At 74.2% G+C, this 25,004-nt stretch carries 21 protein-coding genes; 5 read left to right on the top strand and 16 right to left on the bottom strand.

Annotated features, from left to right (window positions below):
- Positions 1–216 precede the first annotated feature (216 nt).
- Positions 217–690 (top strand): DUF7144 family membrane protein, encoded by a 474-nt coding sequence (locus tag BLU95_RS22765; protein ID WP_353653504.1) that lies wholly within the window; start codon positions 217–219, stop codon positions 688–690.
- A 60-nt stretch (positions 691–750) separates the two neighbouring features.
- On the opposite strand, the gene BLU95_RS22760 is transcribed toward BLU95_RS22765, so the two are convergent.
- The gene (locus BLU95_RS22760) at positions 751–1,785 is read right to left on the bottom strand and encodes a DMT family transporter (RefSeq protein ID WP_093861657.1); all 1,035 of its coding nucleotides are present in this window, start codon (positions 1,783–1,785) and stop codon (positions 751–753) included.
- Here BLU95_RS22760 and BLU95_RS22755 point away from each other — a divergent pair.
- Positions 1,784–3,253, top strand: coding sequence for an aminotransferase-like domain-containing protein (locus BLU95_RS22755; RefSeq protein ID WP_093861656.1), 1,470 nt, complete (start codon positions 1,784–1,786; stop codon positions 3,251–3,253). The two genes, BLU95_RS22760 and BLU95_RS22755, sit on opposite strands and share 2 nt — an antisense overlap.
- An 87-nt stretch (positions 3,254–3,340) precedes the next feature.
- Here BLU95_RS22755 and htpX read toward each other — a convergent pair whose 3' ends face one another.
- The 11 genes from htpX to BLU95_RS22700 form a co-directional block, all read right to left on the bottom strand.
- Positions 3,341–4,201, bottom strand: a complete 861-nt coding sequence (htpX, locus tag BLU95_RS22750) for a zinc metalloprotease HtpX (RefSeq protein WP_093861655.1) — start codon at positions 4,199–4,201, stop codon at positions 3,341–3,343.
- Positions 4,202–4,354: 153 nt separating this feature from the next.
- Positions 4,355–6,013, bottom strand: a complete 1,659-nt coding sequence (locus BLU95_RS22745) for an NADH-quinone oxidoreductase subunit N (protein WP_093861654.1) — start codon at positions 6,011–6,013, stop codon at positions 4,355–4,357.
- Positions 6,014–6,015: 2 nt separating this feature from the next.
- Complete coding sequence (locus BLU95_RS22740; protein ID WP_093861653.1) at positions 6,016–7,572, bottom strand: complex I subunit 4 family protein; 1,557 nt, start codon at positions 7,570–7,572, stop codon at positions 6,016–6,018.
- Positions 7,573–7,634: 62 nt separating this feature from the next.
- Positions 7,635–9,677 carry an NADH-quinone oxidoreductase subunit 5 family protein gene (locus BLU95_RS22735; protein WP_093861652.1) on the bottom strand — a complete coding sequence of 681 codons (2,043 nt, stop codon included), beginning with the start codon at positions 9,675–9,677 and terminating at the stop codon, positions 7,635–7,637.
- Entirely contained in the window at positions 9,674–10,051 is a 378-nt protein-coding gene (nuoK, locus tag BLU95_RS22730; RefSeq protein ID WP_093861651.1) for an NADH-quinone oxidoreductase subunit NuoK, read from the bottom strand. Before nuoK ends, BLU95_RS22735 begins: the two co-directional genes overlap by 4 nt.
- Positions 10,051–10,746: an NADH-quinone oxidoreductase subunit J family protein gene (locus BLU95_RS22725; RefSeq protein WP_093861650.1), complete on the bottom strand. Its 696-nt coding sequence runs from the start codon at positions 10,744–10,746 to the stop codon at positions 10,051–10,053. Before BLU95_RS22725 ends, nuoK begins: the two co-directional genes overlap by 1 nt.
- Positions 10,743–11,312, bottom strand: a complete 570-nt coding sequence (locus BLU95_RS22720) for a NuoI/complex I 23 kDa subunit family protein (RefSeq protein WP_093861649.1) — start codon at positions 11,310–11,312, stop codon at positions 10,743–10,745. The genes BLU95_RS22725 and BLU95_RS22720 overlap by 4 nt, the downstream gene beginning before the upstream one ends.
- Positions 11,309–12,268 carry an NADH-quinone oxidoreductase subunit NuoH gene (gene nuoH, locus BLU95_RS22715; protein ID WP_375975398.1) on the bottom strand — a complete coding sequence of 320 codons (960 nt, stop codon included), beginning with the start codon at positions 12,266–12,268 and terminating at the stop codon, positions 11,309–11,311. Before nuoH ends, BLU95_RS22720 begins: the two co-directional genes overlap by 4 nt.
- Positions 12,265–13,407, bottom strand: coding sequence for an NADH-quinone oxidoreductase subunit C (locus tag BLU95_RS22710; RefSeq protein ID WP_093861648.1), 1,143 nt, complete (start codon positions 13,405–13,407; stop codon positions 12,265–12,267). Before BLU95_RS22710 ends, nuoH begins: the two co-directional genes overlap by 4 nt.
- Positions 13,404–14,108, bottom strand: coding sequence for an NADH-quinone oxidoreductase subunit B (locus BLU95_RS22705; RefSeq protein WP_231977742.1), 705 nt, complete (start codon positions 14,106–14,108; stop codon positions 13,404–13,406). Before BLU95_RS22705 ends, BLU95_RS22710 begins: the two co-directional genes overlap by 4 nt.
- Complete coding sequence (locus BLU95_RS22700; protein ID WP_093861647.1) at positions 14,099–14,515, bottom strand: NADH-quinone oxidoreductase subunit A; 417 nt, start codon at positions 14,513–14,515, stop codon at positions 14,099–14,101. Before BLU95_RS22700 ends, BLU95_RS22705 begins: the two co-directional genes overlap by 10 nt.
- A gap of 316 nt (positions 14,516–14,831) precedes the next feature.
- Between BLU95_RS22700 and BLU95_RS22695 the strand changes: the two genes are divergently transcribed.
- Entirely contained in the window at positions 14,832–16,052 is a 1,221-nt protein-coding gene (locus BLU95_RS22695) for a sensor histidine kinase (protein WP_093861646.1), read from the top strand.
- A 349-nt stretch (positions 16,053–16,401) separates the two neighbouring features.
- Here BLU95_RS22695 and BLU95_RS22690 read toward each other — a convergent pair whose 3' ends face one another.
- Complete coding sequence (locus BLU95_RS22690; RefSeq protein WP_502689869.1) at positions 16,402–17,553, bottom strand: S1C family serine protease; 1,152 nt, start codon at positions 17,551–17,553, stop codon at positions 16,402–16,404.
- Positions 17,554–17,737: 184 nt separating this feature from the next.
- On the opposite strand from BLU95_RS22690, the gene galE reads away from it, so the two are divergent.
- Entirely contained in the window at positions 17,738–18,721 is a 984-nt protein-coding gene (galE, locus tag BLU95_RS22685; protein ID WP_093861645.1) for a UDP-glucose 4-epimerase GalE, read from the top strand.
- A gap of 52 nt (positions 18,722–18,773) precedes the next feature.
- Here galE and BLU95_RS22680 read toward each other — a convergent pair whose 3' ends face one another.
- On the bottom strand, positions 18,774–21,149 hold the full coding sequence (locus BLU95_RS22680) for an outer membrane protein assembly factor BamB family protein (protein ID WP_093861644.1): 2,376 nt from the start codon (positions 21,147–21,149) through the stop codon (positions 18,774–18,776).
- A 456-nt stretch (positions 21,150–21,605) separates the two neighbouring features.
- Between BLU95_RS22680 and BLU95_RS22675 the strand changes: the two genes are divergently transcribed.
- Positions 21,606–22,253 (top strand): TetR family transcriptional regulator, encoded by a 648-nt coding sequence (locus BLU95_RS22675; protein WP_030393842.1) that lies wholly within the window; start codon positions 21,606–21,608, stop codon positions 22,251–22,253.
- 260 nt (positions 22,254–22,513) lie between these two features.
- Here BLU95_RS22675 and BLU95_RS22670 read toward each other — a convergent pair whose 3' ends face one another.
- Together BLU95_RS22670 and BLU95_RS45860 are read right to left on the bottom strand one after the other, a co-directional pair.
- A complete protein-coding gene (locus BLU95_RS22670) occupies positions 22,514–23,458 on the bottom strand; it encodes a beta-ketoacyl-ACP synthase III (protein ID WP_045937878.1) in 945 nt (314 codons plus the stop codon).
- Between the two features lie 162 nt (positions 23,459–23,620).
- Positions 23,621–24,955, bottom strand: coding sequence for a L,D-transpeptidase family protein (locus tag BLU95_RS45860; RefSeq protein ID WP_502689739.1), 1,335 nt, complete (start codon positions 24,953–24,955; stop codon positions 23,621–23,623).
- Positions 24,956–25,004 lie beyond the last annotated feature (49 nt).

Below are 25,004 nucleotides of genomic sequence, written 5' to 3'. Positions count from 1 at the left end.
GTCACGTGCCGCGCCTTCCGGGTCCGGGGCAGGGGTCGGACCAGCAGTACCGGTCGGCCGGCCGGGGCGGCCGGGGGCGCGCGGGGCGGGTCACCCGAACAGGTGCGGTCCGGTTGCCACGCCGCGGGCGGGGTCGGACGGTCGAAGTCCGTACCTCTCTCCGCACACCTGTCCGGGGTGCCTGTCGGACCCCGGCGTCCGGTTCTGGAGGAATCCATGAGCAGCAGCACGTCTCCCCCGCCTCCCGACCAGCCGCCGCCCTGGCGCTCCGGCTCGGACCGACCGCCGCCGGCCTCGCACGGCGGGTTCCGCGAGTGGGCGCCCGGCTTCGTGGTGTTCGCGGGTGTCCTGATGCTGATCAACGGCATCATGGAGGTCCTCCGGGGCATCATGGCGGTCCACGACGACGAGGTCTTCCTGACCACCGACCGCTACGTCTTCCGGTTCGACCTCACCGGCTGGGGCTGGATCCACATCGTGGTCGGCGCGCTGGTGGCGCTGGTCGGCGCGTTCCTCCTCAAGGGCGCCTCCTGGGCCCGCTACGCCGGTATCGCCCTCACCGCGGTGAGCGCCGTCGACAGCTTCCTGGCGATGCCGTACTACCCGGGCTGGTCGATCGTGGTGATCGCGCTGGACGTCTTCATCATCTGGGCGTTGTGCGTCCACAAGCCCGACGCCGCCGGGTACTGAGCCCGCCGGCGGGCCCGCGGTGGTGTCCGGACCCGGACCGGGTCCGGACACCACCGCGCGTCAGACCCGTGCCCGCTGGGTGAGCGCGATGCAGAGCAGCACCACCACCGCCGTCACCGGCGCCGCCGCCGGCAGCGCCTCGCCGAGCAGCAGCACCGACCAGACCAGCGTCAGCAGCGGCTGCGCCAGCTGGAGCTGACTCGCCCGCGGCACGCCGATCGCCGCCATCCCCCGGTACCAGACCACGAACCCGCCGAACTGCGACACCACCGCCGTGTACGCCAGACCGGCCAGCGCCTTCCCGCCGAACTCCACCGGCTCCGCGGGCAGCGCCAGCGCCGTGGTCAGCGCGGTGACCGGCAGCGCCGCGACCACCGCCCAGCCGATCACCTGCCAGCCGGGCAGCTCCCGGGAGATCCGCCCGCCCTCCGCGTACCCGGCGCCACAGACCAGCAGCGCCGCGAACAGGTACAGGTCGGCGAGGCCCGGCCGCCCGTGGCTCTGCAGCAGGGTGAAGCCGAGCACGGCCACCGCACCGGCCAGTGCCGCGCCCCAGAACAGCCGGGACGGCCGGGCACCGGAGCGGCCGGCCCGCAGCACGGCGACGGCCGCCGTGGCCAGCGGCAGCACCCCGATCACGACCGCCGAGTGCGCGGTCGAGGAGGTGCGCAGGGCCAGTGTGGTGAGCAGCGGGAAGCCGAGGACGCAGCCCGCCGAGACCACCAGCAGGCCGGGCCAGTGGCGGCGCTCGGGCAGCGGGACTCGGGCCGCCGCCAGGCAGAGCGCGGCGAGCACTCCGGCGAGCAGGCCGCGCAGGCCGGTCGCGGTCCAGGGGCCGAAACCGGTCAGGGCCCAGGCGGTGGCGGGGAAGCTGAAGGAGAAGCAGAGGACACCCAGGGCGGCCTGCGCGGTACCGGCGGAGGCCCCGGCCCGGGGTGCGGCCTTCGGCGCTGGGGCGGCGGGAGTCCCCGTGGCCGTCGGGGCCGTCGGGGCCGTCGTGGACACTGCGGCCGGCGGGACCGTCGCCGCCGTCGGGGCCGTAGCGGGCCGGTCCGCTATCGCCGAACGAAGGGTAGCGCTATCTTGTGCTCTCATGAACGAGCGTAGCAGTGTGACGGAACTCGCCGACAGCCTGCGGCGAGAAGTCGAGCGCTACCCGGAAGGACGGAAGCTGCCGTCGAGCCGGGCCCTGATGGAACGCCACCAGGTCAGCCCGGGCACGGTCTCCCGCGCCATCGCCGTCCTCGCCGCCGAGGGGCTCGTGATCTCCCGCCCGGGCGCCGGGGTGTTCCGCGCGGCGGCCTTCACCACCGGCCCCGCGACCGGCACCCGCAGGTCCTCGCCCGCCACCGCCCGCCCCGGTGACCTGTCCTGGCAGGAGATCGCCCTCAGCAGCGGGACCGGACCGCGCGACCTGCTGGCCGCCCCGGTGTTCGCCACCCTGCGCGTGCCGCCGCCCGATGTCATCGACCTCAACAGCGGCTACCCGCACGCCTCCCTGCTGCCCGAACGGCTGCTCGCCGCCGCCCTGGCCCGGGCCGGACGCCGCCCCGGCGCCTGGGAACGCCCGCCCACCGACGGCCTCACCGAGCTGCGCGGCTGGTTCGCCCGCGACATCGGCGGCCACGACGGGCCGATCGCCACCGGGGACGTGCTGCTCACCTCGGGCGGGCAGAGCGGCCTCACCGTGGCGATGCGCTCCCTCGCCGCGCCCGGCGCACCGGTCCTGGTGGAGTCGCCGACCTATCCGGGCATCCTGGCGGTCGTCCGGGCGGCCGGGCTGCGGCCCGTCCCGGTGCCGGTCGACGCCGACGGCGTCCGTACCGACCTGCTGGCGGACGCCTTCGAGGCCACCAGGGCTCGGGTCTTCGTCTGCCAGCCGCTGTTCCAGAACCCGACCGGCGCGGTGCTCTCCCCCGAACGCCGGGCCGAGGTGCTCCGGATCGCCCGGGCGGCCGGGGCCTTCGTCGTCGAGGACGACTTCTCCCGGCTGCTGGTGCACGCGGACGCGCCCGCCCTGCCCCGGCCGCTCGCCGCCGACGACCGGGACGGGGTGGTGGTGCACCTGCGGTCGCTCACCAAGGCCGCCTCCCCCAATCTGCGGGTCGGCGCCCTCACCGCGCGCGGCCCGGCCCTGGCCCGGCTGCGGGCCACCCAGGTGGTGGACAGCTTCTTCGTGCCCCGGCCGCTCCAGGAGGCGACGCTGGAACTCGTCGCCGACCCGGGCTGGGCCCGTCACCTGCGCGCGCTCGGCACCGAACTGCGCAACCGCCGCACCGCGGCCGTCGCCGCCCTGCACCGCGAGCTGCCGGGCGTGCTCGGCAGCTACCGCCCCGGCGGCTACCACCTGTGGCTGCGGCTCCCCGAGGGCGTCGACGACGGTCTGCTCACCGCCGCCGCCATGCGGGCCGGCGTCCAGGTGACTCCCGGCCGGCCGTACCACGCCGCCGAACCGCCGGCCGCCCATCTGCGGCTCAGTTACGCCGCCGCCGAGAACTCGGCCCAGGTGGTGGAGGGCGTCCACCGGCTCCGGGCGGTACTGGACGAGGCCACGACGGGCTGACCGCCGCCGCGGCCCCTCCCGAAGCCGCTCCTGGCCGCCGCGGCCGCTCCCGGCGCCGCCACCGGTGACCGCCCCCTCCCGGAGCCGCTACCGGTGGCCGGCCATCCGCTCCAGCCGGGCGATCCGCTCGGCCATCGGCGGATGGGTCGAGAACAGCTTCGTACCGGCCTCGCCGGGCCGGAACGGGCTGGCGATCATCATGTGGCTGGCGGTCTGGATCTGCGGCTCCGGCGGCAGCGGCAGCTGCCGGGTGCCCGCGTCCAGCTTGCGCAGCGCGCTCGCCAGGGCCAGCGGGTCGCCGGTGATCCGGGCCCCGTCGGCGTCGGCCTGGTACTCCCGGGACCGGCTGACGGCCAGCTGGATCAGCGAGGCGGCGACCGGGCCGAGGATCATGATCGCGAGCAGTCCGAACAGGCCCGGACCGTCGTCGTCGTCCCCCCGGCCGAACGGGATCAGCCAGGCGAAGTTCACCAGGAACATCACCACCGAGGCGAGCGCGCCGGCCACCGAGGAGATCAGGATGTCCCGGTTGTAGACGTGGCTCAGCTCGTGTCCGATGACGCCGCGCAGCTCGCGCTCGTCCAGCAGCTGCAGGATGCCGTCGGTGCAGCAGACCGCCGCGTTGCGCGGGTTGCGCCCGGTGGCGAAGGCGTTCGGGGCCGGGGTCGGCGAGATGTAGAGCCGGGGCATCGGCTGGCGCGCCGAGGTGGAGAGCTCCCGGACGATCCGGTACAGCCGCGGCGCCTCGATCTCGCTCACCGGGCGGGCCCGCATGGCCCGCAGGGCGAGCTTGTCGCTGTTCCAGTAGGCGTAGGCGTTGGTGCCGAGGGCGACCAGCAGGGCGATCACGAAGCCCGTACGGCCGAAGAAGGAGCCGATCACCAGGATCAGCGCCGAGAGGCCCCCGAGCAGAGCGGCGGTCCTCAGTCCGTTGTGCCGGCGATGCACGGGTGGCCCTCCAATGGTGCGTGGGGAAGCCCTTTCTGCCTCGTCCCTCCTGCCCGGTCAACGGGTGGGGGCCGGGGCCTTGTTCCCTTGTGACCGGCATGACACCCGACCGGGGGACGCGGCCCCGGAAACCGCCCGCCCGCCGGGCGGGGTTCAGAACAGCGAACCGCCGACCACCTGGAGCACCAGCTGCGGGGCCACCGAGAGCACCACCGCGACGGAGGCGGTGAGGCCCAGGGTGGCGGTCAGCGACACCGGCAGGCGCCGCTCGGGAGCCGTGTCGGCGGCCGCGGCCGCGCGGTCACCCGCCGCGCCCGCCGCCCCCTCGGCCACCGAGGCCGCCGAGGCCGCCTCCGAGGCCGCCTCCGGGGCCGGGGCGAACAGCACGGCGGTCCAGCGCAGGTAGTAGTACAGCGCGACGACCACGTTGACGGCCATCACCACCGCCAGCCAGCCCAGCCCGGCGTCGACCGCGGCGCGGAACACCACCACCTTGCCGAACAGACCGATCACGCCCGGCGGCAGCCCGGCCAGGCAGAGCAGGAAGAACGCCAGCGCCAGCGCCGTCCAGCGGCGCCGGGCGAACAGCCCGCGGAAGTCGTCCACCCCGGCCTCGGAACGGCGGCCGACCGCCGCCACCACGCCGAAGGCGCCCAGGTTGACCACGCCGTAGATCAGCGCGTACGCGGCGGTGGCGCCCAGCGGGTCGGTCGTGGTGGGCGCGTAGCCGGCCGCGGCCAGCGGCACCAGCAGATAGCCGGCCTGGCCCACCGAGGACCAGGCGAGCAGCCGGACCGCGCTGTACCGGGTGTCGAAGCGCTGGCGCAGCGCGCCCGCGTTGCCGACCGTCATGGTGACGGCGGCCAGCACCGCGAGCACCAGGCCCCAGGTGTGCGCGTACGGGCGGAAGGCGATGGTGGTGACCAGCGCCAGTCCGGCCAGGCCGGCCGCCTTGCCGACCACCGAGAGGTAGCCGGCCACCGGCAGCGGGGCACCGGTGTAGGTGTCCGGCACCCAGAAGTGGAACGGCACGGCGGCGACCTTGAAGGCGAAGCCGGCCAGCGTGAGCACGGCCCCCGCCTCGGCCAGCGGCTTCAGCTGCGCGGGGGCGTGCTCCAGTCCGGTGGCGACGGCGCCCAGGTGCAGGCTGCCGCTCGCCGCGTAGACGAAGCCGATGCCGAGCAGCATCACGGCGGTCGCGGTGACGGAGGACAGGAAGAACTTGAGCGCGGCCTCGGCGCCCCGGCCGTCCCGGCGCAGCGCGACCAGGGCGAAGGCGGGCAGCGAGGCCACCTCCAGGGCGATCACCAGGGTGGCGAGGTCGCGGGAGGCGGGCAGCAGCGCGGCACCGGTGGCGCTGGAGAGCAGCAGGAACCAGTACTCGCCGCCGGGGAGCTCCTCGCGCTCCACGGTGTGGGCGGACAGCAGGGCCGCGATCAGCGCGCCGCCGAGCGCGAGCAGCTGGAAGACCAGCGCGAAGTGGTCGGCGACGTAGGAGCAGCCTGCGTTGTCAGTGGCTCCTGTTACGTTCTGCGCACAGAAGGTGGCTCGGGGTGATCCACCGGTGAGCGGGAGGAGCGAGACGATGGCCAGGGCGAGTGCGGCGGCGGTGAGCCGGCCCAGCCAGCGCTTGTGCCGCGCGGGCAGGAAGAGGTCGGTGACCAGCACGGCGAGGGCGGCCAGCGCGGCGATCAGCGGGGGCGCGATCGCCACCCAGTCCACGGACTGGATCAGGCTGCCCGGGTTGGCGACGGCGAGGGAGGTCACAGTGGTCTGCCCCGTGGAGTGAGATCCGAGTGCGGTGCCGAGCATGGTCAGCCACCGCCGAGCAGGTGCTTGACGGCGGGGTCGGAGAGTCCGAGCAGCAGCGCGGGCCAGAGGCCGGCGAGCAGGGTGAGGGCGGCCAGCGGCGTCCAGCTGACGGCCTCGTACGGGCGGAGGTCGGCGAGCTCGGCCACCGGCGCGGGCTGCTTCGGGTCGCCCATGCAGACGCGCCTGACCACGATCAGCAGATAGGCGGCGGTGAGGAGGGTGCCGAGACCGGCCAGGACCATGTAGGTGACGAACGCGGGGCGCGAGAGGCCCTCGGCCGGGTCGAACGCGCCGAACATCGCGAGCAGCTCGCCCCAGAAGCCGGCCAGGCCCGGCAGGCCGAGGCTGGCGACGGCGGCGAAGGCGAGCAGCGCGCCGAGCCGGGGCGCCCGCCCGTAGAGGGCGGCACCGGTGGCACCGGCCAGGGTGTCGAGGTCCGCCGTGCCGTAGCGGTCCTTGAGCGCCCCGACCACGAAGAACAGCAGGCCGGTGATCAGACCGTGCGCGATGTTGGCGAACAGCGCGCCGTTGACCCCCACCGGGGTGAGGGAGGCGATGCCCAGCAGGACGAAGCCCATGTGGCCGACGGAGGAGTAGGCGATCAGGCGCTTGAGGTCGCCCTTGGCGCCGGTCCGGGCGAGCGCGAGGCAGGCAAGCGAGCCGTAGACGATGCCGACGGCGGCGAACGCGCCCAGGTAGGGGGCGAGCGTCGTGGTGCCGTCGGGGACGACCGGGAGGAGGACGCGGACCAGACCGTAGGTGCCCATCTTCAGCAGCACGCCGGCCAGCAGGACGGAGCCCACCGTCGGGGCGGACGTGTGCGCGTCCGGGAGCCAGCTGTGCAGCGGCCAGGCGGGGGCCTTGACCGCGAGCCCGATCATGATCGCCAGAGCGGCGATCACCTGGGTGGAGTGGCCGAGGCCGGAGCCGTGGGCGGCGGCGAGGGCCTGCATGTCGAAGGTGCCCGCCTCGAGGCCGACCAGCAGGAAGCCGAGCAGCATCACGGCCGAGCCGAGCAGCGTGTACAGGATGAACCGGTTCGCCGCCGGCACCTTCGCGCCGCTCCCCCAGCGGGCGATCAGGAAGTACATCGGGATCAGCACGATCTCGAAGGCCAGGAAGAAGAGCACCAGGTCCAGCACCGCGAAGGTGGCCAGCATGCCGACTTCGAGGAGGAGGAACAGCCCGACGAAGGCCCGGGCCGAGGGCACCCCGGGCCCGGACGGCAGCCGCCGCTCCGAGTACAGCGCGCAGAGGAAGGTGAGCAGCGAGGTCAGTACCAGCAGCGGCAGCGAGACGCCGTCCACACCGAGGTGGAGGCGCACCCCGATGGCCGGGATCCAGGCCACGTCGGTGGTGGCCTGCATCCGGGCGGGCTCGTCGTGGTCGAAGCCGGCCGCCAGGGCGACGGTGAGCACCAGGACGGCGCCGGTCAGCACCGTGCCGAAGCGCAGCGCGCGTCGGTCGGCGGCGGCCGGGTCCGGGCCGAACACCGGGGCCAGGGTGAGCGCGGCGCCGAGCAGCGGCAGCACCAGGAGGGCGATGAGGACCGCGTTCATCGGGGACTCCTAGCGGCAGCGACAACCACGACAACGGGCGAGGACGGGAGGGACGGCATCGGCTACACCGCCACCAGGACGGCCAGCAGGACGACACCGGCGAGCAACGCGCTGAGGTAGGTCTGCGCGTTGCCGGTCTGCGCCAGCCGGACGACCCGGCCGAGCAGGTCGGCGCCGGTGCCGGCACCGCGCACGTACGTCTCCACGACCTCGCGGTCGAGGAAGCGGACGAGCCGGGCGGCGGCCTCGACCGGGCGGACGAACAGCGCGCTGTAGAGCCGGTCGACGCCGAAGCCGTGCCGGGCCGGGCCGAACAGCGGGCCGAGCAGGGCGCGCCCGGGATCGGCGACGATCACCTCGGCGGCCGGGGCTCCGGCCTGCTCGGGCACCCGGCCGGGCTCCGCCGGGGCGGGCAGGCCCTCGGTGGTCCGGGCGGTGGCCGAGCGCCAGGCGCCGTAGGCCAGCAGCACGCCGACCACGGCCAGGCCGGTGCCGGTGACGGCGGTGACCGCGGAGGGCTTCAGCGAGCCGCCGTCCAGCAGCGCGGGCAGCCAGTCCGAGCGCAGGCCGGCGATGCCGAAGCCCATGGTCGGCACGGCCAGCACCCAGAGCGGCCACCGCATCGCGGGCGGTTCGGCGACGGCCGGGTCGGCCTCGTCCGGCTCGGGCGAGTACGGCGCGTCGGGCTCGTGGTCGGCGACGGCCGGGACCCCGGCCGGGGCGGGCACCGCCGCGCCCGCCGGGCTGTGGAAGGTCACCAGGAAGAGCCTGGCCGCGTACGCCGCCGTGAGCAGCGCGGTGAGCCCGGCCGAGATCAGCACGATCCAGCCGGCCGCCTGCGGCACCGCCGAGGCCGGGCCGAGGCCGTTGGTCAGCGCCTCGCCGTTGGCGGCGTGCTCGGCGGCGGTCAGCACCGCCTCCTTGCTGAAGAAGCCGGAGAACGGCGGCAGGCCGATCAGGGCGATCAGCGCGATGGCCGTGGTCCAGTAGGCGTCCGGGACGCGCTTGCGCAGCCCGGGGATCCTGGACATCGCGGAGATCGAGTTGGTGTGCGCGGCGTGGATCACCACACCGGCGGCGAGGAACAGCAGCGCCTTGAACGCGCCGTGGCTGACCAGGTGGAAGACCGAGGCCTCGCGGTCGCCGCTGGCGAGCGCGCCGGCCATGTAGCCGAGCTGGCCGACGGTCGAGTAGGCGAGCACCCGCTTGAGGTCGTCCTGGGCCAGCGCGCAGAGCGCCGAGCCGATCATCGTCACGGCGGCCATCACCGCCAGGACCACCAGCGCCGCCCCGGACAGCAGGAACACCGGGAGCAGCCGGGCCACCAGGTAGATGCCGGCCGCGACCATGGTGGCGGCGTGGATCAGCGCGGAGACCGGCGTCGGACCGGCCATCGCGTCCGGGAGCCAGGTGTGCAGCGGGAACTGCGCGCTCTTGCCCGCCACCCCGGCCAGCAGGAGCAGCGCGATCAGCGTGGGGTGGCCGAGCCGCCCGTCGCCGGCGGCCCGCAGCACGTCCTCGATCCGGAAGCTGCCGGCGTCGGCGCCGAGCAGGAAGATGCCGAACAGGAACGGCACGTCGCCCAGCTTGGTGACCAGGAAGGCCTTCAGCGAGGCGGAACGCGCGTCCTCGGTCTCCCAGTGGTGGCCGATCAGGAAGTACGAGCAGATGCCCATGACCTCCCAGCCGACCAGCAGCACGATCAGGTCGCCGGAGTACACGACCAGGAACATCGCCGCCGTGAACAGCGAGACCAGCGCCGCGTACGACGGGTAGCGCGGATCGTCCTTGAGGTAGGCGGTCGAGTAGACCTGGACGCAGGTGGCGACCACGCCGACCAGCACCGAGATCAGCGAGCTGTAGCCGTCCAGGTGGATCGCGAGCGAGATCTCCGGTCCGCCGGTCGGCGTGAGCCGGGTGGCGGCGTCCAGCACCTGGCCGGTGCCGAGCTGGATCGCGACCACCAGGGCGAGCACGGCCGAGACCGCGACCGGCACGATCGCCAGCGGCCGGGCCAGGCCCGGGGAGCGACGGCCGACGGCCAGGGTGGCGGCCGCTCCGAGCGCGGGCAGGGCGGGGACGAGGGCGGGCAGGGCGAGGTTCATGCGGCGGCCCGGCCCTTCAGCGCCTCGGTCCCGACCGGCGCCCCGTCGGCGTCGGCGGTGGATTCGGCCGGGTCGCCGAGCGCGGTGACCCGGTCGATGTCCGCCGTGCCCCGGGCCCGGAAGAGCAGCAGGACGACGGCGAGCCCGAGCCCGATCTCGGCGGCGGCGATCGTGATGGTGAACAGGGTCAGCGCCTGGCCGGCGTGCAGCGAGTCGCGCAGCCAGACGTCGAAGGCGACCAGGTTGAGGTTGACGGCGTTGAGCATCAGCTCGACGGACATCAGCACCAGGATCACGTTGCGCCGGGCGAGGACGCCGTAGACGCCGACGCTGAACAGCAGCGCGGCGAGGACGACGGGGTAGGCGAGGTGCATCAGCTCTCCTCCGCCGGAGCGGTCTCGGGGGCCTCGGCCGGGGGCGCGGCGGTTGCCCGCCGGGCGACCGTCCCGTTGGAGCCCACCGGACGTCCGGCCCGGATCCGCCCGGACCGGGGCGGCGGGACCCGCCGGCCCGCGCCGCGCGACAGCACGATGGCGCCGACCAGCGCGGCCAGCAGCAGCACCGAGAGCGCCTCGAAGGGCAGCACCCAGGTGCGGAACAGGCTGGCCCCGGTCACCGCGGCCGAGCCGCCGCCCGCGCCGAGGTCGATCCAGGACGTCCGGAAGGCGTCCACGACCAGCGTCACCAGGGTCCCGGCCGAGGCGAGCGCGACCACCAGGGCGACCCAGCGGTTCTTCGAGTCCGCGTCCGGCGAGCGCCCGATCGGCGCCTTGGTGAGCATCAGTCCGAACAGCACCAGGACGACCACCGAGCCGAGGTAGATCAGCACCTGCACCCAGGCGATGAACTCGGCGGTGAGCAGCAGGAACTCCACCGCCAGCCCGCCGAGCGCGGCGACCAGCCACAGCGCGGCGTGCACCAGCTGCCTGGTGGTCACGGCGACCACGGCCGAGCCGAGCACGGCGATGCCGACCAGCAGGAAGACGATCTCCACCCCGGTCGGGGAGAGGAAGGAGCGCGCGGCCGGGTCCAGCGGCCCGGTCGCGGCGAGCAGGGCGGCGGCGCTCACGCGGTGTCACCCTTCTCCTCGGCGGGACCGGCCGCGGCCGCGGCGACCGCAGCCGCGAGCTTGTCGGCGGCCTTCCGCGCGGTGGCGATCTCCTTGGGCTCCTCGGCCGCCGGGTCCAGCGCCGGCGGGACCGGCACCGTCCACATCCACTCCCGGAGCCGGTCCCGCTCGTGGGTCAGCTCCAGGATGTCGGTCTCCGCGTACTCGAACTCGGGCGACCAGAACAGCGCGTCGAACGGGCACACCTCGATGCAGATCCCGCAGTACATGCAGAGCGAGAAGTCGATGGCGAACCGGTCCAGCACATTGCGGGTGCGGGCCCGCGCGTTCGGGTCGGCGGCCGGCAGCGTCTCCTTGTGGGAGTCGATGTAGATGCACCAGTCCGGGCACTCGCGGGCGCAGAGCATGCAGACCGTGCAGTTCTCCTCCAGCAGCGCGATCACCCCGCGCGAACGGGGCGGCAGCGCGGGCTGCGTGTCGGGGTACTGCGCGGTGACGGTCTTCCTCGTCATCGTCCGCAGGGTGACGGCCAGGCCCTTGGCCAGGCCCGCACCGGGGAAACTCATGAGATCGCCACCTTGATGATGCCGGTGAGGGCCAGCTGGACGAGGGCGAGCGGGATCAGCACCGTCCACGCGAAGCGCATCAGCTGGTCCTCGCGCAGCCGGGGGTAGGTGACCCGCAGCCAGATCACCACGAAGGCCAGCGCGAAGGTCTTCAGCAGGGTCCAGAGCCAGCCCAGCTGGTCCGGCAGCGGGCCGTGCCAGCCGCCGAGGAACAGCACCGCGGTCAGCGCGGAGACCACCAGGATGCCCACGTACTCGGAGAGCAGGAACAGTGCGAAGCGCAGACCGGTGTACTCGGTGTACGCGCCGAAGATGATCTCCGAATCGGCGACCGGCATGTCGAACGGCGGGCGCTGCAGCTCGGCCAGACCGGCCGTGAAGAACACGAAGGCACCGATGATCTGCCACGGGATCCAGTACCACTCCCAGGCGTCCACGATCCCGGGCAGCGAGAGCGTCCCGGCCGCCATCGCCACCGAGGCCGCGGCGAGCACCATCGGCAGCTCGTAGGACATCAGCTGAGCGGCCGTGCGCAGACCGCCGAGCAGCGAGAACTTGTTGGCCGAGGCCCAGCCCGCCATCAGCTTGCCGATCACGCCGACACCCATGACGGCCAGCACGAAGAACAGGCCGGCGTCGATCGCCTGCCCGACGAAGCCGTCCGGGCCGACCGGGATCGCCAGCAGCACGAAGAGGTAGGGCAGCAGCGAGACGGCGGGGGCCAGCTGGAAGATCCGGCGATCGGCCCCGGCCGGGACGATGTCCTCCTTCTGCGCGAACTTCACCCCGTCCGCGATCAGCTGCGCCCAGCCGTGGAAGCCACCGGCGTACATCGGGCCGAGCCGGCCCTGCATGTGCGCCATCACCTTGTGCTCGGTCTGGCCGATGACCAGGGGGAGGGTGAGGAAGACGACCAGCGTGGCGACGCAGCGCAGCACCGTGTCGAACAGGTTCACGCGCCGTCTCCGTCCTGGCCGGCCGACTCGGCCGGCGGCTCACTCGTCTTCCGCTCCCCGGCGGCGGGCCCGTCCGAGGGCCCGTCCGAGGGCTCGCTGGGCTCGGCGGCGGGCTCGGCCGGCTCTGCGGGCTCGGCCGTCGGCCCGTCGTGGGCCGGCACCGGGTTGTGCCAGGGCGCGTCGGAGGACCGGGTCCGGGACGGTGCGGGCCGCGCGGGCCCGGGCTCCGGAGCGGCGGCGGCCGCGCCGGCCTCCGCCTGGCTCACCGAGCCGTCCGACACCGACCTGGTCCGCCGGGGCCGGTCCGCCCGCACCGGCGGTGCGACGGCGCCCTCCACGGCGGCACCCTCGACAGCAGCAGCATCCTCGGCGGCCCCCGGAGCCGGAGCGGCGGCCGCCTGGCTCGCCGACCCGTCGGAGACCGACCTGACCCGGCGCGGACGGTCCGCCCGCACCGCGGCGGCACCCTCGGCACCCGCCGCACCGGCGGCCCCGGCCGCACCAGCCGCGGCCTGCGGCGTCCGCGCCGCACCGGCGGCCCTGGCGCCCCGGGCGGGACGCTCGGCCACCGGCGGCAGGGTGCCCTTGAGCGGCCCCCACTCGTTCGGGTCCGGCACCCCGGCCGGCTGCATCTTGCGCCGTGCCGGCCCGTCGCCCTCGGACTCGCCCGGCTCCTTGGCACCCGGCCAGGCCTTGGCGACCCGGGCCGCGAGCACGAACTCCTTGCGCAGCGGATGCCCCTCGAAGCCGTCCGGCAGCAGCAGGGTGACCAGGTGGGGGTGCCCGGGGAAGTCGATGCCGAACATCTCGTGCGTCTCGCGCTCGTGCCAGGCGGCCCCGGCGTACACGGCGACGGCGGTGGGCAGCGCGGCCCCGGCGCGCGGCACCCGGGTGCGCACCGCCAGGTGGCGCACGCCGGGGGCGTCGACGGCGGCGAGGTGGGCGACCACCGAGAAGCCCTCGGCGAGCTCGTCGACGGCGCTGAGCCAGTCGAAGAAGGTCAGGCCGAGGGTGTCCCGGGCCGCGGTGAGCGCCTCGATCCAGTGCTCGGCGGGCACGTCCACGGTGATCAGCCCGTATGCCTCGGCGCCGGTCGCCCACTCCCCGACCGACGCCGCGTACTGCTCGGCCGTGGTCACGAGACCCCTCCCTCGACGGTGCCGGTGCCCCCGGCCGGGCCGGTACCGGTGTCGCCGCCACCGCTGCCGCCGACGGCCTCGGGCCCGGGCACCGGCGGACGCCGCAGCGCCGCCGCGGGCGCGGCGTAGCGCTCGGGCAGCGACTCGGCGGCGATCTTCTCCTGGAGCTTGAGGATGCCCTGGAGCAGCGCCTCGGGCCGCGGCGGGCAGCCGGGCACGTAGACGTCGACCGGGATGATCTGGTCGACGCCCTTGGTGACGGAGTAGGAGTCCCAGTACGGGCCGCCGGAGTTGGAGCAGGCGCCGAAGGAGATGACGTACTTCGGCTCGGGCATCTGCTCGTAGAGGCGCTTCACGGCGGGCGCCATCTTGTCGGTCACCGTCCCCGAGACGATCATCAGATCGGCCTGCCGGGGACCCGGCGCGAACGGAATGACACCCATCCGGATGAAGTCGTGCTTGGCCATCGACGCCGCGATGAACTCGATCGCGCAGCAGGCGAGGCCGAAGTTGAAGCACCAGAGGCTGTAGCGCCGCCCCCAGTTGAGCACCACCTTGACCGGGTCCGGCGCCAGCCGGGCCAGCGGGCCGATGCCGCGCCGCTCCACGGCGGCACCGGGGCTCGACGGGTCCGGCACGCCCAGCGGAACCGGACCGCCGGCGGCGCCGTGCCCGTGCGAGTGGGTGTGCGTCACGTCCATTCGAGAACGCCCTTCTTCCAGGCGTAGAGCAGGCCGACCGCGAGGAAGCCGATGAAGACGAACATCTCGACCAGCGTCCCGGCGCCGTACCCGGCGGAGGCGAAGACGGTCGCCCACGGGAACAGGTAGATCGCGTCGACCGCGAAGATCACGTACAGGAAGGCGTAGACGTAGTAGCGGACCTGGGTGTGCGCCCAGTCCTCCCCCACCGGGTCCACGCCGCACTCGTAGGCGAGGAGCTTCTCCGGCGAGTGCACCACCGGCCGGAGCAGCCGGTTGGCGGTGAACGCCACCGTCACGAAGAGCACCCCGACGACGGCGAGCAGGCCCATCGCGGCGTACGCGTCGAAGTAGCCGCTGCCGGCCGCCGGGTCGGCCGCGACCGAAGCCGCCCGCTGCCCCACCATGCCTCGCCTCCACATCGGCCGCGGAACCGCCCTCGGGCGGTTCTACGACGTTCCTTTACACGCTCATAACCATCGCCAGTGCGTGAGTCTAAGTGCACCGCCCCCGTGCCCGGCATCCTGCCCGGTCCGCAAGACATCCGATGGACGGCCGGTGGACATCCGGCGGCACGCGGCGGTCACCCCGTCGTCACCCGGGCGCTCCGGACCGGGGTGGGGATATCCCCCGGGCGGGGAGACGGATCACCCCCATGGCCCCGACCGCCCCCGACCGGCGAAGCTGGGGGCACAGCTCGACCGAGAGGGACGGAAGACCGAGATGAAGTCGAAGGACCGCCACGCCGGGGACACCGGCGCGCAGACGCCGGCGCCCGCCGGCCGCACCCCGCTGTACGGCGCGCGGATGTGGCGGCAGGTCGGGCGGATGCTGCTGAACCTGCCGGTCGGGATCGCGGGGTTCGTCTTCACGGTCGTGACCCTGTCGATCGGCCTCGCCCTGTCCGTCACCGTGATCGGGCTGCCGCTGCTCGCAGCCGGCCTGGCCAGCTGCCGGCGCATGGGCGGCTTCGCCCGCGGCCGGGCCCGGGCTCTGTACGGCTCGGGAGTGCACGAGCCGGAGCCGGTGCCCCGCCGGCCGGGCCTCACCGGCTTCTCGATCGCCCATCTGACCGATTCGCTCTCCTGGCGCTCGGCGCTCTACCACGTGCTGATGCTGCCGTGGGGGTTGCTGAGCTTCGCCGTGACCCTGGTCTTCGTCCTGGTCGGCTGGCCGGCCCTGCCCTGGGTGGTCCGGGCCGAGTCGGCGGTGGACCGGATGCTGGTCGAGGTCCTGCTCACCCCGGGCGCGCTCTCCGAGCGGGTGCGCGAGCTGGAGGACGACCGCGGCGCCGTGGTCGACACCGCCGCCGCCGACCTGCGCCGGATCGAGCGCGATCTGCACGACGGCGCCCAGGCCCGGCTGGTGGCGCTGGCGATGGACCTCGGCATGGCCAAGGAGCGGCTGCGCGAGCCCGAGACCCCGCAGGACGTGGCCGCCGCCGCGAAGATGGTGGACAACGCCCACGGCGAGGTGAAGCTCGCCCTCCAGGAGCTGCGGGACCTCGCCCGGGGCATCCACCCGGCGATCCTGACCGACCGCGGCCTGGACGCGGCGCTCTCCTCGGTGGCCGCGCGCTGCACGGTCCCGGAGGGGGTCAAGGTGCACGTCGACCTGAAGGGCCCGGACGGCGGCACCGGCCGACCGGACTCCGCGGTGGAGGGCATCGCCTACTTCACGGTGAGCGAGCTGCTGACGAACATCTCGAAGCACTCCGGGGCCCGCTCCGCCACCGTGGACGTCTGGCGGGCCGGCGACCACCTGATGCTGCTGGTCCAGGACAACGGCAAGGGCGGCGCGGCCCCCTACCCGGGCAGCGGCCTGGCCGGGCTGGCCGACCGGGTGCGGGCGGTGGACGGGGTGTTCCTGGTGGAGAGCCCGGAGGGCGGCCCGACCTCCGTGACGGTCGAGCTCCCCTGGCACACCCGCGCCGCCCGGCGCTGACGGCCCGCCCCCGGAGGCGAGCGGGCGAAAACACCGCCCCGAGCCCCATCACGGAGGCGAGCAGGCGAAAACACCGCCCCGAGCCCCATCACGGAGGCGAGCAGGCGAAAACACCGCCCCGAGCCCCATCACGGAGGCGAGCGGGCGAAAACACCGCCCCGAGCCGAAGGGGCGCGCCGGTGCCGAAAGGGAGAAGCGAGGGAGCGGAGCGAGGGAGCGCCGACCGTCGGCACCGGACGAGAGCGCCCCGGAGGCGAGCGGGCGAAGATGCAGTCCCGGACGGCGGGCCCCCCGCGAACCCTTGCGCGGTGTGCGGGGCGCGCCCGCCGTCCGGGGGCCGATGGACGCCCTAGGGCGTCGCCAGGGTGCCGAGGGTGACCTCGGCGGTGGCGCTCCTGCCGTCCCGGCTGTAGGTCACGGTGACCTTGGTTCCCGGCGCCAGCGAGGCCAGGGCGGAGGTGAGCGAGTTCAGCGAGTCGACCGGGGTGTCCCCGATCCTGGTGATCACGTCCCCGGGCTGGAGGCCGGCCGAGGCGGCCGGACCGCCGTCCGCGACGGCGACCACCACGGCTCCGGCCGGACGGTAGTTCTGGTCGAAGTAGGTCCGGGCGGTGATGCCGAGCGCGGCCCGGCCGGAGTTGGTGACCTTGCCGTCCTTGATCAGCTGATCGGTGATGCTGGTGACGGTGGACGCCGGGATGGCGAAGCCGATGCCGGGGGCGGCGGCTCCGTTGGCCTCCGGTTCGGTGGCGGCGAGCGTGTTGATCCCGATCACCTGGCTGTCCAGGTTGACCAGGGCACCCCCGCTGTTGCCGGGGTTGATGGCGGCCGAGGTCTGCACCATGTTGCCGATCACTGCGCCCGGCGAGCCCTCGGTGCGCGGCTCGGTGACGGTCCGGCCGGTGGCCGAGACGATGCCCTGGGTGACGCTGCTGGAGAGTCCGAGCGGGCTGCCCATGGCGAGGGTGATCTGTCCCAGTTCGACCTTGGTGGAGTCCCCGAACGCGGCCGGCCTGAGCCCGCCGGGCGGACTGCTGAGCTTGATCACCGCCAGGTCGGAGTCCGGGTAGCTCGCGACCAGGGTGGCGTCCAGCGGCTTGGTGCTGCCGGCCAGGGTGACCGTGAAGCTGGTGGCGCTGCCGACCACGTGGGCGTTGGTGACGATGTCACCCTTGTCGTCGTAGACGATCCCGGAGCCGAGGCCGCTGGAGGTGGTGATCTGCACCACCGAGGGCAGGACGTCCTTGATCACCTTCTGGTAGTCGGACTGGAGCTGGTTGCCGCCGCCCGGCTGGGCGGCGGCGCTGCCGGAGGCCCCGGCGGAGGCGCTCGCGGACCCGGCCGCCCCGGCGGAGGACGCGGACGACGAGGAGGAGGACGAGGAGGACGAGCCGCTGCTGCACCCGGCGGCCGCGAGCGCGGTCAGCACCACCGCGGCGACGGGCGCGAGCAGCCTCCGGTCGACGGCCTTCGGCCCGGTCGGGCGCGGTCCGGCCGGAATCGGACGGGTGGGCTCCTTCTTGCGGTTCACCGGTGACGCCTCCGGATTCCTCGGCACACGGCCGCACGGGGCCGCTCGGACAGGACGCAGAGATCTTTGTCAGCATTTCACCGAAATGTCCGATTGCCCGGCTCCGACTCGCCCGTGGCACCGGCAGGAAACCCGCACACCCTAGGATTCGGCCATGACTTGGTTGATCACCGGCGGTGCCGGATACATCGGCGGGCACGTCGTGCAGCAGCTCCTCGACGCGGGCGAGCGCGTGGCCGTACTGGACGACCTGAGCACCGGTGACCGGGCCCGGCTGCCGAAGGAGGTCGTCCTGGTCGAGGGGTCGACCCTGGACCGGGCCGCACTGGACGCCGCGATCCGCGACCACCAGGTGGAGGGCGTCCTCCACTTCGCCGCCAAGAAGCAGGTCGGCGAGTCGGTCGAGCAGCCCTTCCTGTACTACCGGGAGAACATGATCGGCCTCCAGACCGTGCTGGAGGCCGCGGCCGAGGGCGGCGTCAAGCGCTTCCTGTTCTCCTCCTCCGCCGCCGTCTACGGCATGCCGGACGTCGACCTGGTCACCGAGTCGACCCCGTGCGCGCCGATGAGCCCCTACGGCGAGACCAAGCTGGCCGGCGAGTGGCTGGTCGCCGCGGCCGGCAAGGCCCACGGCATGTCCACCGTCGCACTGCGCTACTTCAACGTGGCCGGCGCCGCCTCGCCGGAGCTCTCCGACGCCGGGGTCTTCAACCTCGTCCCGATGGTCTTCGAGCGGCTCACCGCCGGCAAGGCCCCGCTGGTGTTCGGCGACGACTACCCGACGCCGGACGGCACCTGCGTCCGCGACTTCATCCACGTCTCCGACATCGCCTCGGCGCACGTGGCCGCGGCGAAGCGACTGGCCGCCGACCCGGCCGGGGAGACCTCCCTGGTGCTCAACATCGGCCGCGGCGAGGGCGTCAGCGTGCGCGAGATGCTGGACGTGATCGGCAAGGTCACCGGCTACGACACAACGCCGGAGATCACCCCCCGCCGCGCCGGCGACCCGGCCCGGGTGGTGGCCTCGGCCGACCTGATCCGCCGCGAGCTGGACTGGACCGCCCGGCACGAGGTCGAGGACATGGTCGCCTCGGCCTGGGCCGGCTGGTGCAGCCGCCACCCGGAGGCCCGCAAGTAGTCCGCGCCCGGCACCGGGCGGGGCGAGGGCAGCAGCCCCCGCCCCGCCCGGGTCAGTGCGAGGGCACCGCCGTGCCGTAGAAGGCGTCCAGCGCGTACACGCAGCGGTCCTTGCTGCCGACGAACACCTTCCCGCCGACCGCGACCGGCGAGCCGGTCAGCTCGCCCTTGGTGCCGAGTTCCCAGCGCAGCTGACCGCTGGCCAGGTCCAGGGTGTGCAGCGAGTGGTCCCGGCTGCCGAGGTGGACCAGCCCGTCGGCGACCGCCGGGGAGCCGACGATCTCGCCCCGCGCGGTGTAGCGCCAACGCTCCCGGCCACCGGCCGCCTCCAGCGCGTACAGCACCTCGCCGCTGCCGACCAGCACCGTGCCGTCGCCCACCACCACCGGCTCGGCGCCCTGCCGGGTGCCGGTGGCCGCGCGCCAGCGGTCCCGGCCGGTGGCCGCGTCCAGCGCGTACACGGTGCCCAGGTAGTCGGCCACGTAGACCGCGTCGGCGTCCAGCGCCGGCGGGGTGAACAGCACCACCGGCGCCTCGAACCGCCAGCGCTCGGCGCCGCTCGCCGCGTCCAGCGCGTACACCCTGGTCCCGGCCGTCACGTAGAGCACGCCGGCCCGCTCGACCGGGCGGGACGGCACGTCCTCGCCGACCGGGACCGACCAGCGCAGCCCGGAGCCCCGCGGATCCACGCAGCGCAGCCGGCCACCGCCGTAGTAGTAGGCCGAACCGGCCACCAGGGCGGGCCCGGACTGCGGGTTCTCGTAGTCCTGCTGGGCGTCGTCGGCCCGCCACAGCTCGGCGCCGGTGACCGCGGAGCGCAGCTGGACGCCGCCGCCCCGGACGCCGCAGCAGAGCACGCCGTCGGCCGCGTCCAGCGCGTACACCCAGCCGTCCAGCGAGTGCCGCCAGCGCTCGGTGCCGTCCGCGACGTCGACCGTGTAGAGGTGGGGGCCGTCGGCCGCGTGCACCCGCCCGGCGTCCACGGCCAGCGCCCAGGCGACGTCCCTGGTCTTGTAGCGGCGCTGCCCGGACGCGATGTCCAGGGCGTGCACCTCGAAGCTGGAGACGAACAGGGTGCCGTCGGCGACCACGGGGGTGCCCCAGACGTCGTTGGACATCCGGAACCGCCAGGGGCGCCAGCGGGCGGCGCGGGCCGGGGGCGGGGTGATCCGGCGGACCCAGTCCGTCTCGGCGGGCGGCGCGCCCGGGCCGGCCTGTTCGGCGCGCGGGCCGGGTCCTATCCGGACCGAGGCCCCCGGCAGCCGGACCTCCGCCTCGTCCTCGCCGACCGGCCGGCGGTGGCGGCTGGGGGCGGAGATCTTCTCGGTGGCGGCCTCGGTGTCCGGACCGGGCGGCGCGCTGTGCACCGGACCGGCGGCCGGCGGCGCGTGCCCGGCCACCTGCCGGGTGCGCGGGTCGTCCTGGCCGGGCCGCGGCACCGGCGGCAGGACGGAGTGCGGCGCCGGCCCGTGGCCGGCCTGGTGCTGGAGGTGCGGCTGCGGCGGGACGGCCGGGGGCTGCGCCACCGCGGGGGCCGGGCGGCCGCGGCGCTTCTGCTCGATCAGGGCGAGCGCGTCGGGCGGCAGCCAGTCCCCGGCCTCGCCCGAGGCGTCGTCCCGGGAGAACAGGTGCGGGGCCAGCTCGACCTGGATCTGCTCCGGGGTCGGCCGGTGCTCGGGGGCCGGGCGCATGCACGCCCGCACCAGGTCGACCAGCTCGGCCGGCAGGCCGGAGAGGTCGGGCTGCTCGCGCAGCAGCTGGAACACCGTCTCCACCGGGTTGGCGCCCCGGTAGGGCGGGTGGCCGGTGGCGCAGAAGACCAGCAGCGAGCCGAGCGAGAAGACGTCACTGGCCCCGGTGACGCCGCGGCTGTCCCTGGCCTGCTCCGGCGACATGTACGCCGGGGTGCCGACCGCGACGTTGGTCATGGTGAGCCGGGTGCTGGAGACCCCGGCGGCGATACCGAAGTCGATCACCCGGGGACCGTCCTCGACCACCAGGACGTTGGACGGCTTGAGGTCGCGGTGGACCAGCCCGGCGGCGTGGATGGACTGCAGCGCCTCGGCGATGCCGGCGACCAGCCAGCGCACCGCCCCGACCGGCAGCGGCCCGCAGTCGGTGACCAGGTCCTCCAGGGACGGCGCCGGCACGTACGCGGTGGCCAGCCAGGGCACCCGGGCGTCCGCGTCGGCGTCGACCACGGCCGCGGTGTAGAACCCGCCGACCGTCTTGGCGGCCGCGATCTCCCGTGCGAACCGGACCCGGAACAGTTCGTCCTCGGCCAGCTCCCCCCGCACGGTCTTGATCGCCACTCGGCGGCCGGACGCGGACCGCGCCAGGTAGACCAGGCCCATTCCCCCCGCCCCGAGCCGCCCCAGCACCTCGAAGGGCCCGATCCGCCTCGGATCGTGCGCCGTCAGCTGGTCCACCCGCTGCCACCTCCCCGTATTGAGCACCGCCCGCGTGGTGCCGGGCACCCACCGCGTGGTGCCGGACCGATTGTCCAATGCCGCCCGGCCCATCTCCAACCTCCCCCGCCCGGAGCGCCGTCCGGCCGGTGGGAGGGGCCGTGACCCGGTCAGCGGCTCCGGAACGGCCGGATCCTGACGTCCGCTCCGGACCGGGCTTGCGCCCGACACGCCCGGGGCCACCGTGAGGGGCGACTCACACCCCCGATCGGTTCGTCACGCTCCGTTACTCGATAACCCCTCAGCGAAGGGGTCGTCACCCTGTGGCGTCATCGGTGCACGGGGGGGCGTCATGACGCCCTCCGGAGGCCGATGAATATCCGTCCGAAGGCCCCGGAGGCCCTATACCAACCCCCGGGCGGAGTAATTGTCACATCACCGAATCGCGCCAAGATCGGGCCACGGTAAGCTGACGGCATGACAGGACAAGTTCGCACCGTCGACGGTCGCGTCGCCGGGCGACGCGGACAGGAGACGCGGCAGAAGCTGCTCGACTGCCTCCGCGAGATGCTCAGCACGTCGCCCTATCGGGACGTCAAGGTCATCGACGTCGCCCGTATGGCGGGTACCTCCCCCGCGACCTTCTACCAGTACTTCCCGGATGTCGAGGGCGCTGTCCTCGAAATCGCCGAGGAAATGGCCAAGGACGCCGACACGCTCAAAGAGCTGGTGGCCGGAAAGTCCTGGGCAGGGAAGTCCGGCACGACCACTTCGGAAGAACTGGTCGACGGATTCCTCGCCTTCTGGCGCAAGAACGACGCCATTCTCCGAGTGGTCACGCTCGGTGCCGCCGAAGGGGACAAGCGGTTCTTCAAGATCCGCATGACCGTCCTCAACGCGGTCGCCAAGCCACTCGCGGAAGCCGTCAAGGAACTCCAGGCGAAGGGACAGGCCGACAAGTCACTGGATCCGGCCGCCGTAGCCGGGTCACTGGTCTCGCTGCTCGCCTCGGCGGCCGAGCACCAGAAGGCCTTCACCTCCTGGGGCGTCAAGGTCAAGGACCTCAAGCCCAACCTCGCTCCCCTGGTGTACCTGGGCGTCACCGGCAAGAAGGCGCCCAAGTAGACCGATCCGCATCGACCCACCCTTCCGCTTCGCGCGCGCCCCGGCCTCCTGTCCGGGGTACGACGGACGGCGGCCGTGTCCTCGGGGGAGGTCCGCCGGCGGTCCGCTGCGCGCCACGACACGCCTGTGGGCGGCCACCCCGTGCAAGGGGTGACCGCCCACAGGCATGTCGCGCCGCCCCGGGGGCCGCACGGGGCCTGCGACGGCCTACAGCGGCCCGCGGCGGCCGCCGGCGGCCCGGGAGCCCACCGGCCGCGGTGTCACGGGCAGCGGACGACCTGGCCCGCGTAGGCGAGGCCGCCGCCGAAGCCGAACAGGAGCACCGGGTCGCCGGGCGACAGCTCGCCGCGCTCGACCAGCTTGGAGAAGGCCAGCGGCACCGAGGCCGCCGAGGTGTTGCCGGAGTCCACCACGTCCCGGGCGACCACCGCGTCGGTGACCCCCAGCCGGGACGCGATCGCGTCGATGATCCGCAGATTGGCCTGGTGCGGCACGAAGCCCTTGAGCTCGGACGGGTCGATCCCGGCCCGCTCGCAGGCCTGCCGGGCCAGCGGGGCGATCTGCGTGGTCGCCCAGCGGAACACCGACTGGCCCTGCTGGCTGATCACCGGGTCCCAGCCGGTGATCACCACGGCGTCGCCCCGCTCGGGCTCCGAACCCCAGACCACCGGGCCGATGCCGGGCTCGGCGCCCTCCTCCTGGGCCTCGACCAGCGCCGCGCCGGCGCCGTCGCCGAAGATCACGCAGGTGGACCGGTCGGTCCAGTCGAGGGTGTCCGACATCCGCTCCGCGCCGATCACCAGGGCCTTGGTGGCCGCCCCGGCCCGGATCGCGTGGTCCGCGGTGGCCAGCGCGTAGGAGAAGCCCGAGCAGACCGTGTTGATGTCGTAGGCGGCCGGGGAGCGGATCCCGAGCCGGGCGGCGACGGCGGCGGCCGTGTTGGGGCTGCGCTCCACCGCCGTGCAGGTGGCCACCACGACCAGGTCGACCTCGGCGGCCGAGCGGCCGCTGTTCGCCAGGGCCTTCTGGGCCGCCTCGGTGGCGAGGTCGACGACGGTCTCGTCCTCCGCGATGTGCCGCGTCCGGATGCCGACGCGGCTGCGGATCCACTCGTCGTCGGTGTCGACCAGCTTCGACAGGTCGTCGTTGGTGAGGACCTTGGGGGGCTGGTAGTGGCCGAGTGCCACGATGCGCGAACCGGTCATACTGCCCACTCAACCCGGTTACCCGCTGGTCAGTCGGGCGCGACCGGCTACAGGATCCGCGCCGGGATGCTGTAGGAGGCCGACAAGGACCGTTGCGGCAGGCGGGTCCCGATCGGACGCGCAAAGACAGTCGTGGACGAACGACCGCCCGGTCCGGGCCGCTCAGGCCGCCAGCGAGCCGGCGTCCCCCATCACGATCACCGGGTGGGCGGCCGGGTCGAGAGTGCGGATCAACTCCGCCATTTTGTCCTCCGGCACCGAGACGCAGCCGTGCGTCGGGCCGCCGTGGTCGACGTGGATCCAGATCCCGCCGCCCTTGGTCGAACCGTTGGGGCGGCGCGGGTCCAGCGGGGAGTTGCCCGGCACCCGGTTGTAGTCGATCGCGACCACGTAGTCGAAGGAACCCGCCAGCTGCTCGCCGGCGAAGCCCCGGCCGGAGACCACGAAGTTCGAGTCCCGGTCGTACGGGAGCCTGCTGCCCGGGTCGGCCTTGCGGCCGCCGGCGTCGGTGAGCGAGAAGACGCCGATCGGGCTGCGCAGGTCGCCCTCGTTGTGGTCGGTGGTCCAGCCCTTGAAGGCGTTGTGGCCCTGCCAGGTCTCGCCGGCCAGCCAGCGGCCCTCGCCGGTGCGGGTCCACAGCGTGACGGTGCTCCGGTTGGCGTCCTTGCCCTCGCCGGAGGCCAGCACCACCTGGTTGGTGCCGGCGGGTATCCGGCCGGCGAAGGAGGCACCGAGGCCCGGGATGGCGGCCACCGAGCCGTCGGTGCGCTCGCTGCGGTCGGCCGCGGGGGTCTCGGTCTGCCGGGCGTCGGCGGCCCGGGCGGCCGGGTCGGCGGTCGGCGAGGGCCGGTCGGCCGTCGGCTGCGCCGCGACACCCTCGGCCCCGGCGCCGTCGGCACTGGCCACCCCGGGCTTGGCGGCGTCCTCGCCGACGGTGTACCAACCGGCGGCGGCCGCCAGCAGCAGGGCGGTGCCGGCGGTGACGGCGCGACCGGTGCGCTTCTTCCTGGGCTTGCGGCGGTGGCCCCGGGCGGCCGCCCTGGGGCCGGGAGCGGCCGCGGCGCTCCGCTGCTGCGGCAGCGCCGCCGCCGGCGGCGCCGGGTCCTGCGGGGCGGTCCGGTAGACGCCCCCGTAACCGTCCTGGTCCGAGGCCCGGTGGACGTCCTGGTGGCCGTCGTACTGGAGGCCCGGGCCGACGTCCTGGTGGAGGTCCTGGTGGAGGTCCTGGTACCCGCCGCCGTAGCCGTCCTGCGGGACGGTCCGGTACACCGGCTGCTGGTCGGCCGGGAAGGCCGGCTCGGCGGCGTACGCCTGGAAGGGCCGGTCGTAGACATCGTGGTCGGCCAGGCTCCGGTAGCCGTACCAGGGGTCCTGGCCCTCGTGGACGGTGCCGTGATCCTGGCCGTACTCCTGCTGGTGCTCGCCGTACGACGGCTGCGGCACCTCGTGCACCGGCTCGTACGACGGGTACGGGGAGGTGCGACGGTGACCGGACATGTGGCCGATCCTGCCAAACGGAGGCCGGGTTGGGAAACCCGGGGGCTGT

The sequence above is a fragment of the Streptomyces sp. TLI_053 genome, from assembly GCF_900105395.1.
In the GTDB taxonomy this organism is placed as follows: domain Bacteria; phylum Actinomycetota; class Actinomycetes; order Streptomycetales; family Streptomycetaceae; genus Kitasatospora.
The sequence above is the reverse complement of the archived record's forward strand: the minus strand, read 5'-3'. Positions and strand labels throughout refer to the sequence as shown.

Coding starts and splice junctions, on each gene's coding strand:
- BLU95_RS22765 (WP_353653504.1), top strand. CDS start 217: ATGAGCAGCAGCACGTCTCCCCCGCCTCCCGACCAGCCGCCGCCCTGG.
- BLU95_RS22755 (WP_093861656.1), top strand. CDS start 1,784: ATGAACGAGCGTAGCAGTGTGACGGAACTCGCCGACAGCCTGCGGCGA.
- BLU95_RS22760 (WP_093861657.1), bottom strand. CDS start 1,785: ATGAGAGCACAAGATAGCGCTACCCTTCGTTCGGCGATAGCGGACCGG.
- BLU95_RS22745 (WP_093861654.1), bottom strand. CDS start 6,013: ATGCTCGGCACCGCACTCGGATCTCACTCCACGGGGCAGACCACTGTG.
- BLU95_RS22740 (WP_093861653.1), bottom strand. CDS start 7,572: ATGAACGCGGTCCTCATCGCCCTCCTGGTGCTGCCGCTGCTCGGCGCC.
- BLU95_RS22735 (WP_093861652.1), bottom strand. CDS start 9,677: ATGAACCTCGCCCTGCCCGCCCTCGTCCCCGCCCTGCCCGCGCTCGGA.
- nuoK (WP_093861651.1), bottom strand. CDS start 10,051: ATGCACCTCGCCTACCCCGTCGTCCTCGCCGCGCTGCTGTTCAGCGTC.
- BLU95_RS22720 (WP_093861649.1), bottom strand. CDS start 11,312: ATGAGTTTCCCCGGTGCGGGCCTGGCCAAGGGCCTGGCCGTCACCCTG.
- BLU95_RS22705 (WP_231977742.1), bottom strand. CDS start 14,108: ATGGACGTGACGCACACCCACTCGCACGGGCACGGCGCCGCCGGCGGT.
- BLU95_RS22700 (WP_093861647.1), bottom strand. CDS start 14,515: ATGGTGGGGCAGCGGGCGGCTTCGGTCGCGGCCGACCCGGCGGCCGGC.
- BLU95_RS22695 (WP_093861646.1), top strand. CDS start 14,832: ATGAAGTCGAAGGACCGCCACGCCGGGGACACCGGCGCGCAGACGCCG.
- galE (WP_093861645.1), top strand. CDS start 17,738: ATGACTTGGTTGATCACCGGCGGTGCCGGATACATCGGCGGGCACGTC.
- BLU95_RS22675 (WP_030393842.1), top strand. CDS start 21,606: ATGACAGGACAAGTTCGCACCGTCGACGGTCGCGTCGCCGGGCGACGC.
- BLU95_RS22670 (WP_045937878.1), bottom strand. CDS start 23,458: ATGACCGGTTCGCGCATCGTGGCACTCGGCCACTACCAGCCCCCCAAG.
- BLU95_RS45860 (WP_502689739.1), bottom strand. CDS start 24,955: ATGTCCGGTCACCGTCGCACCTCCCCGTACCCGTCGTACGAGCCGGTG.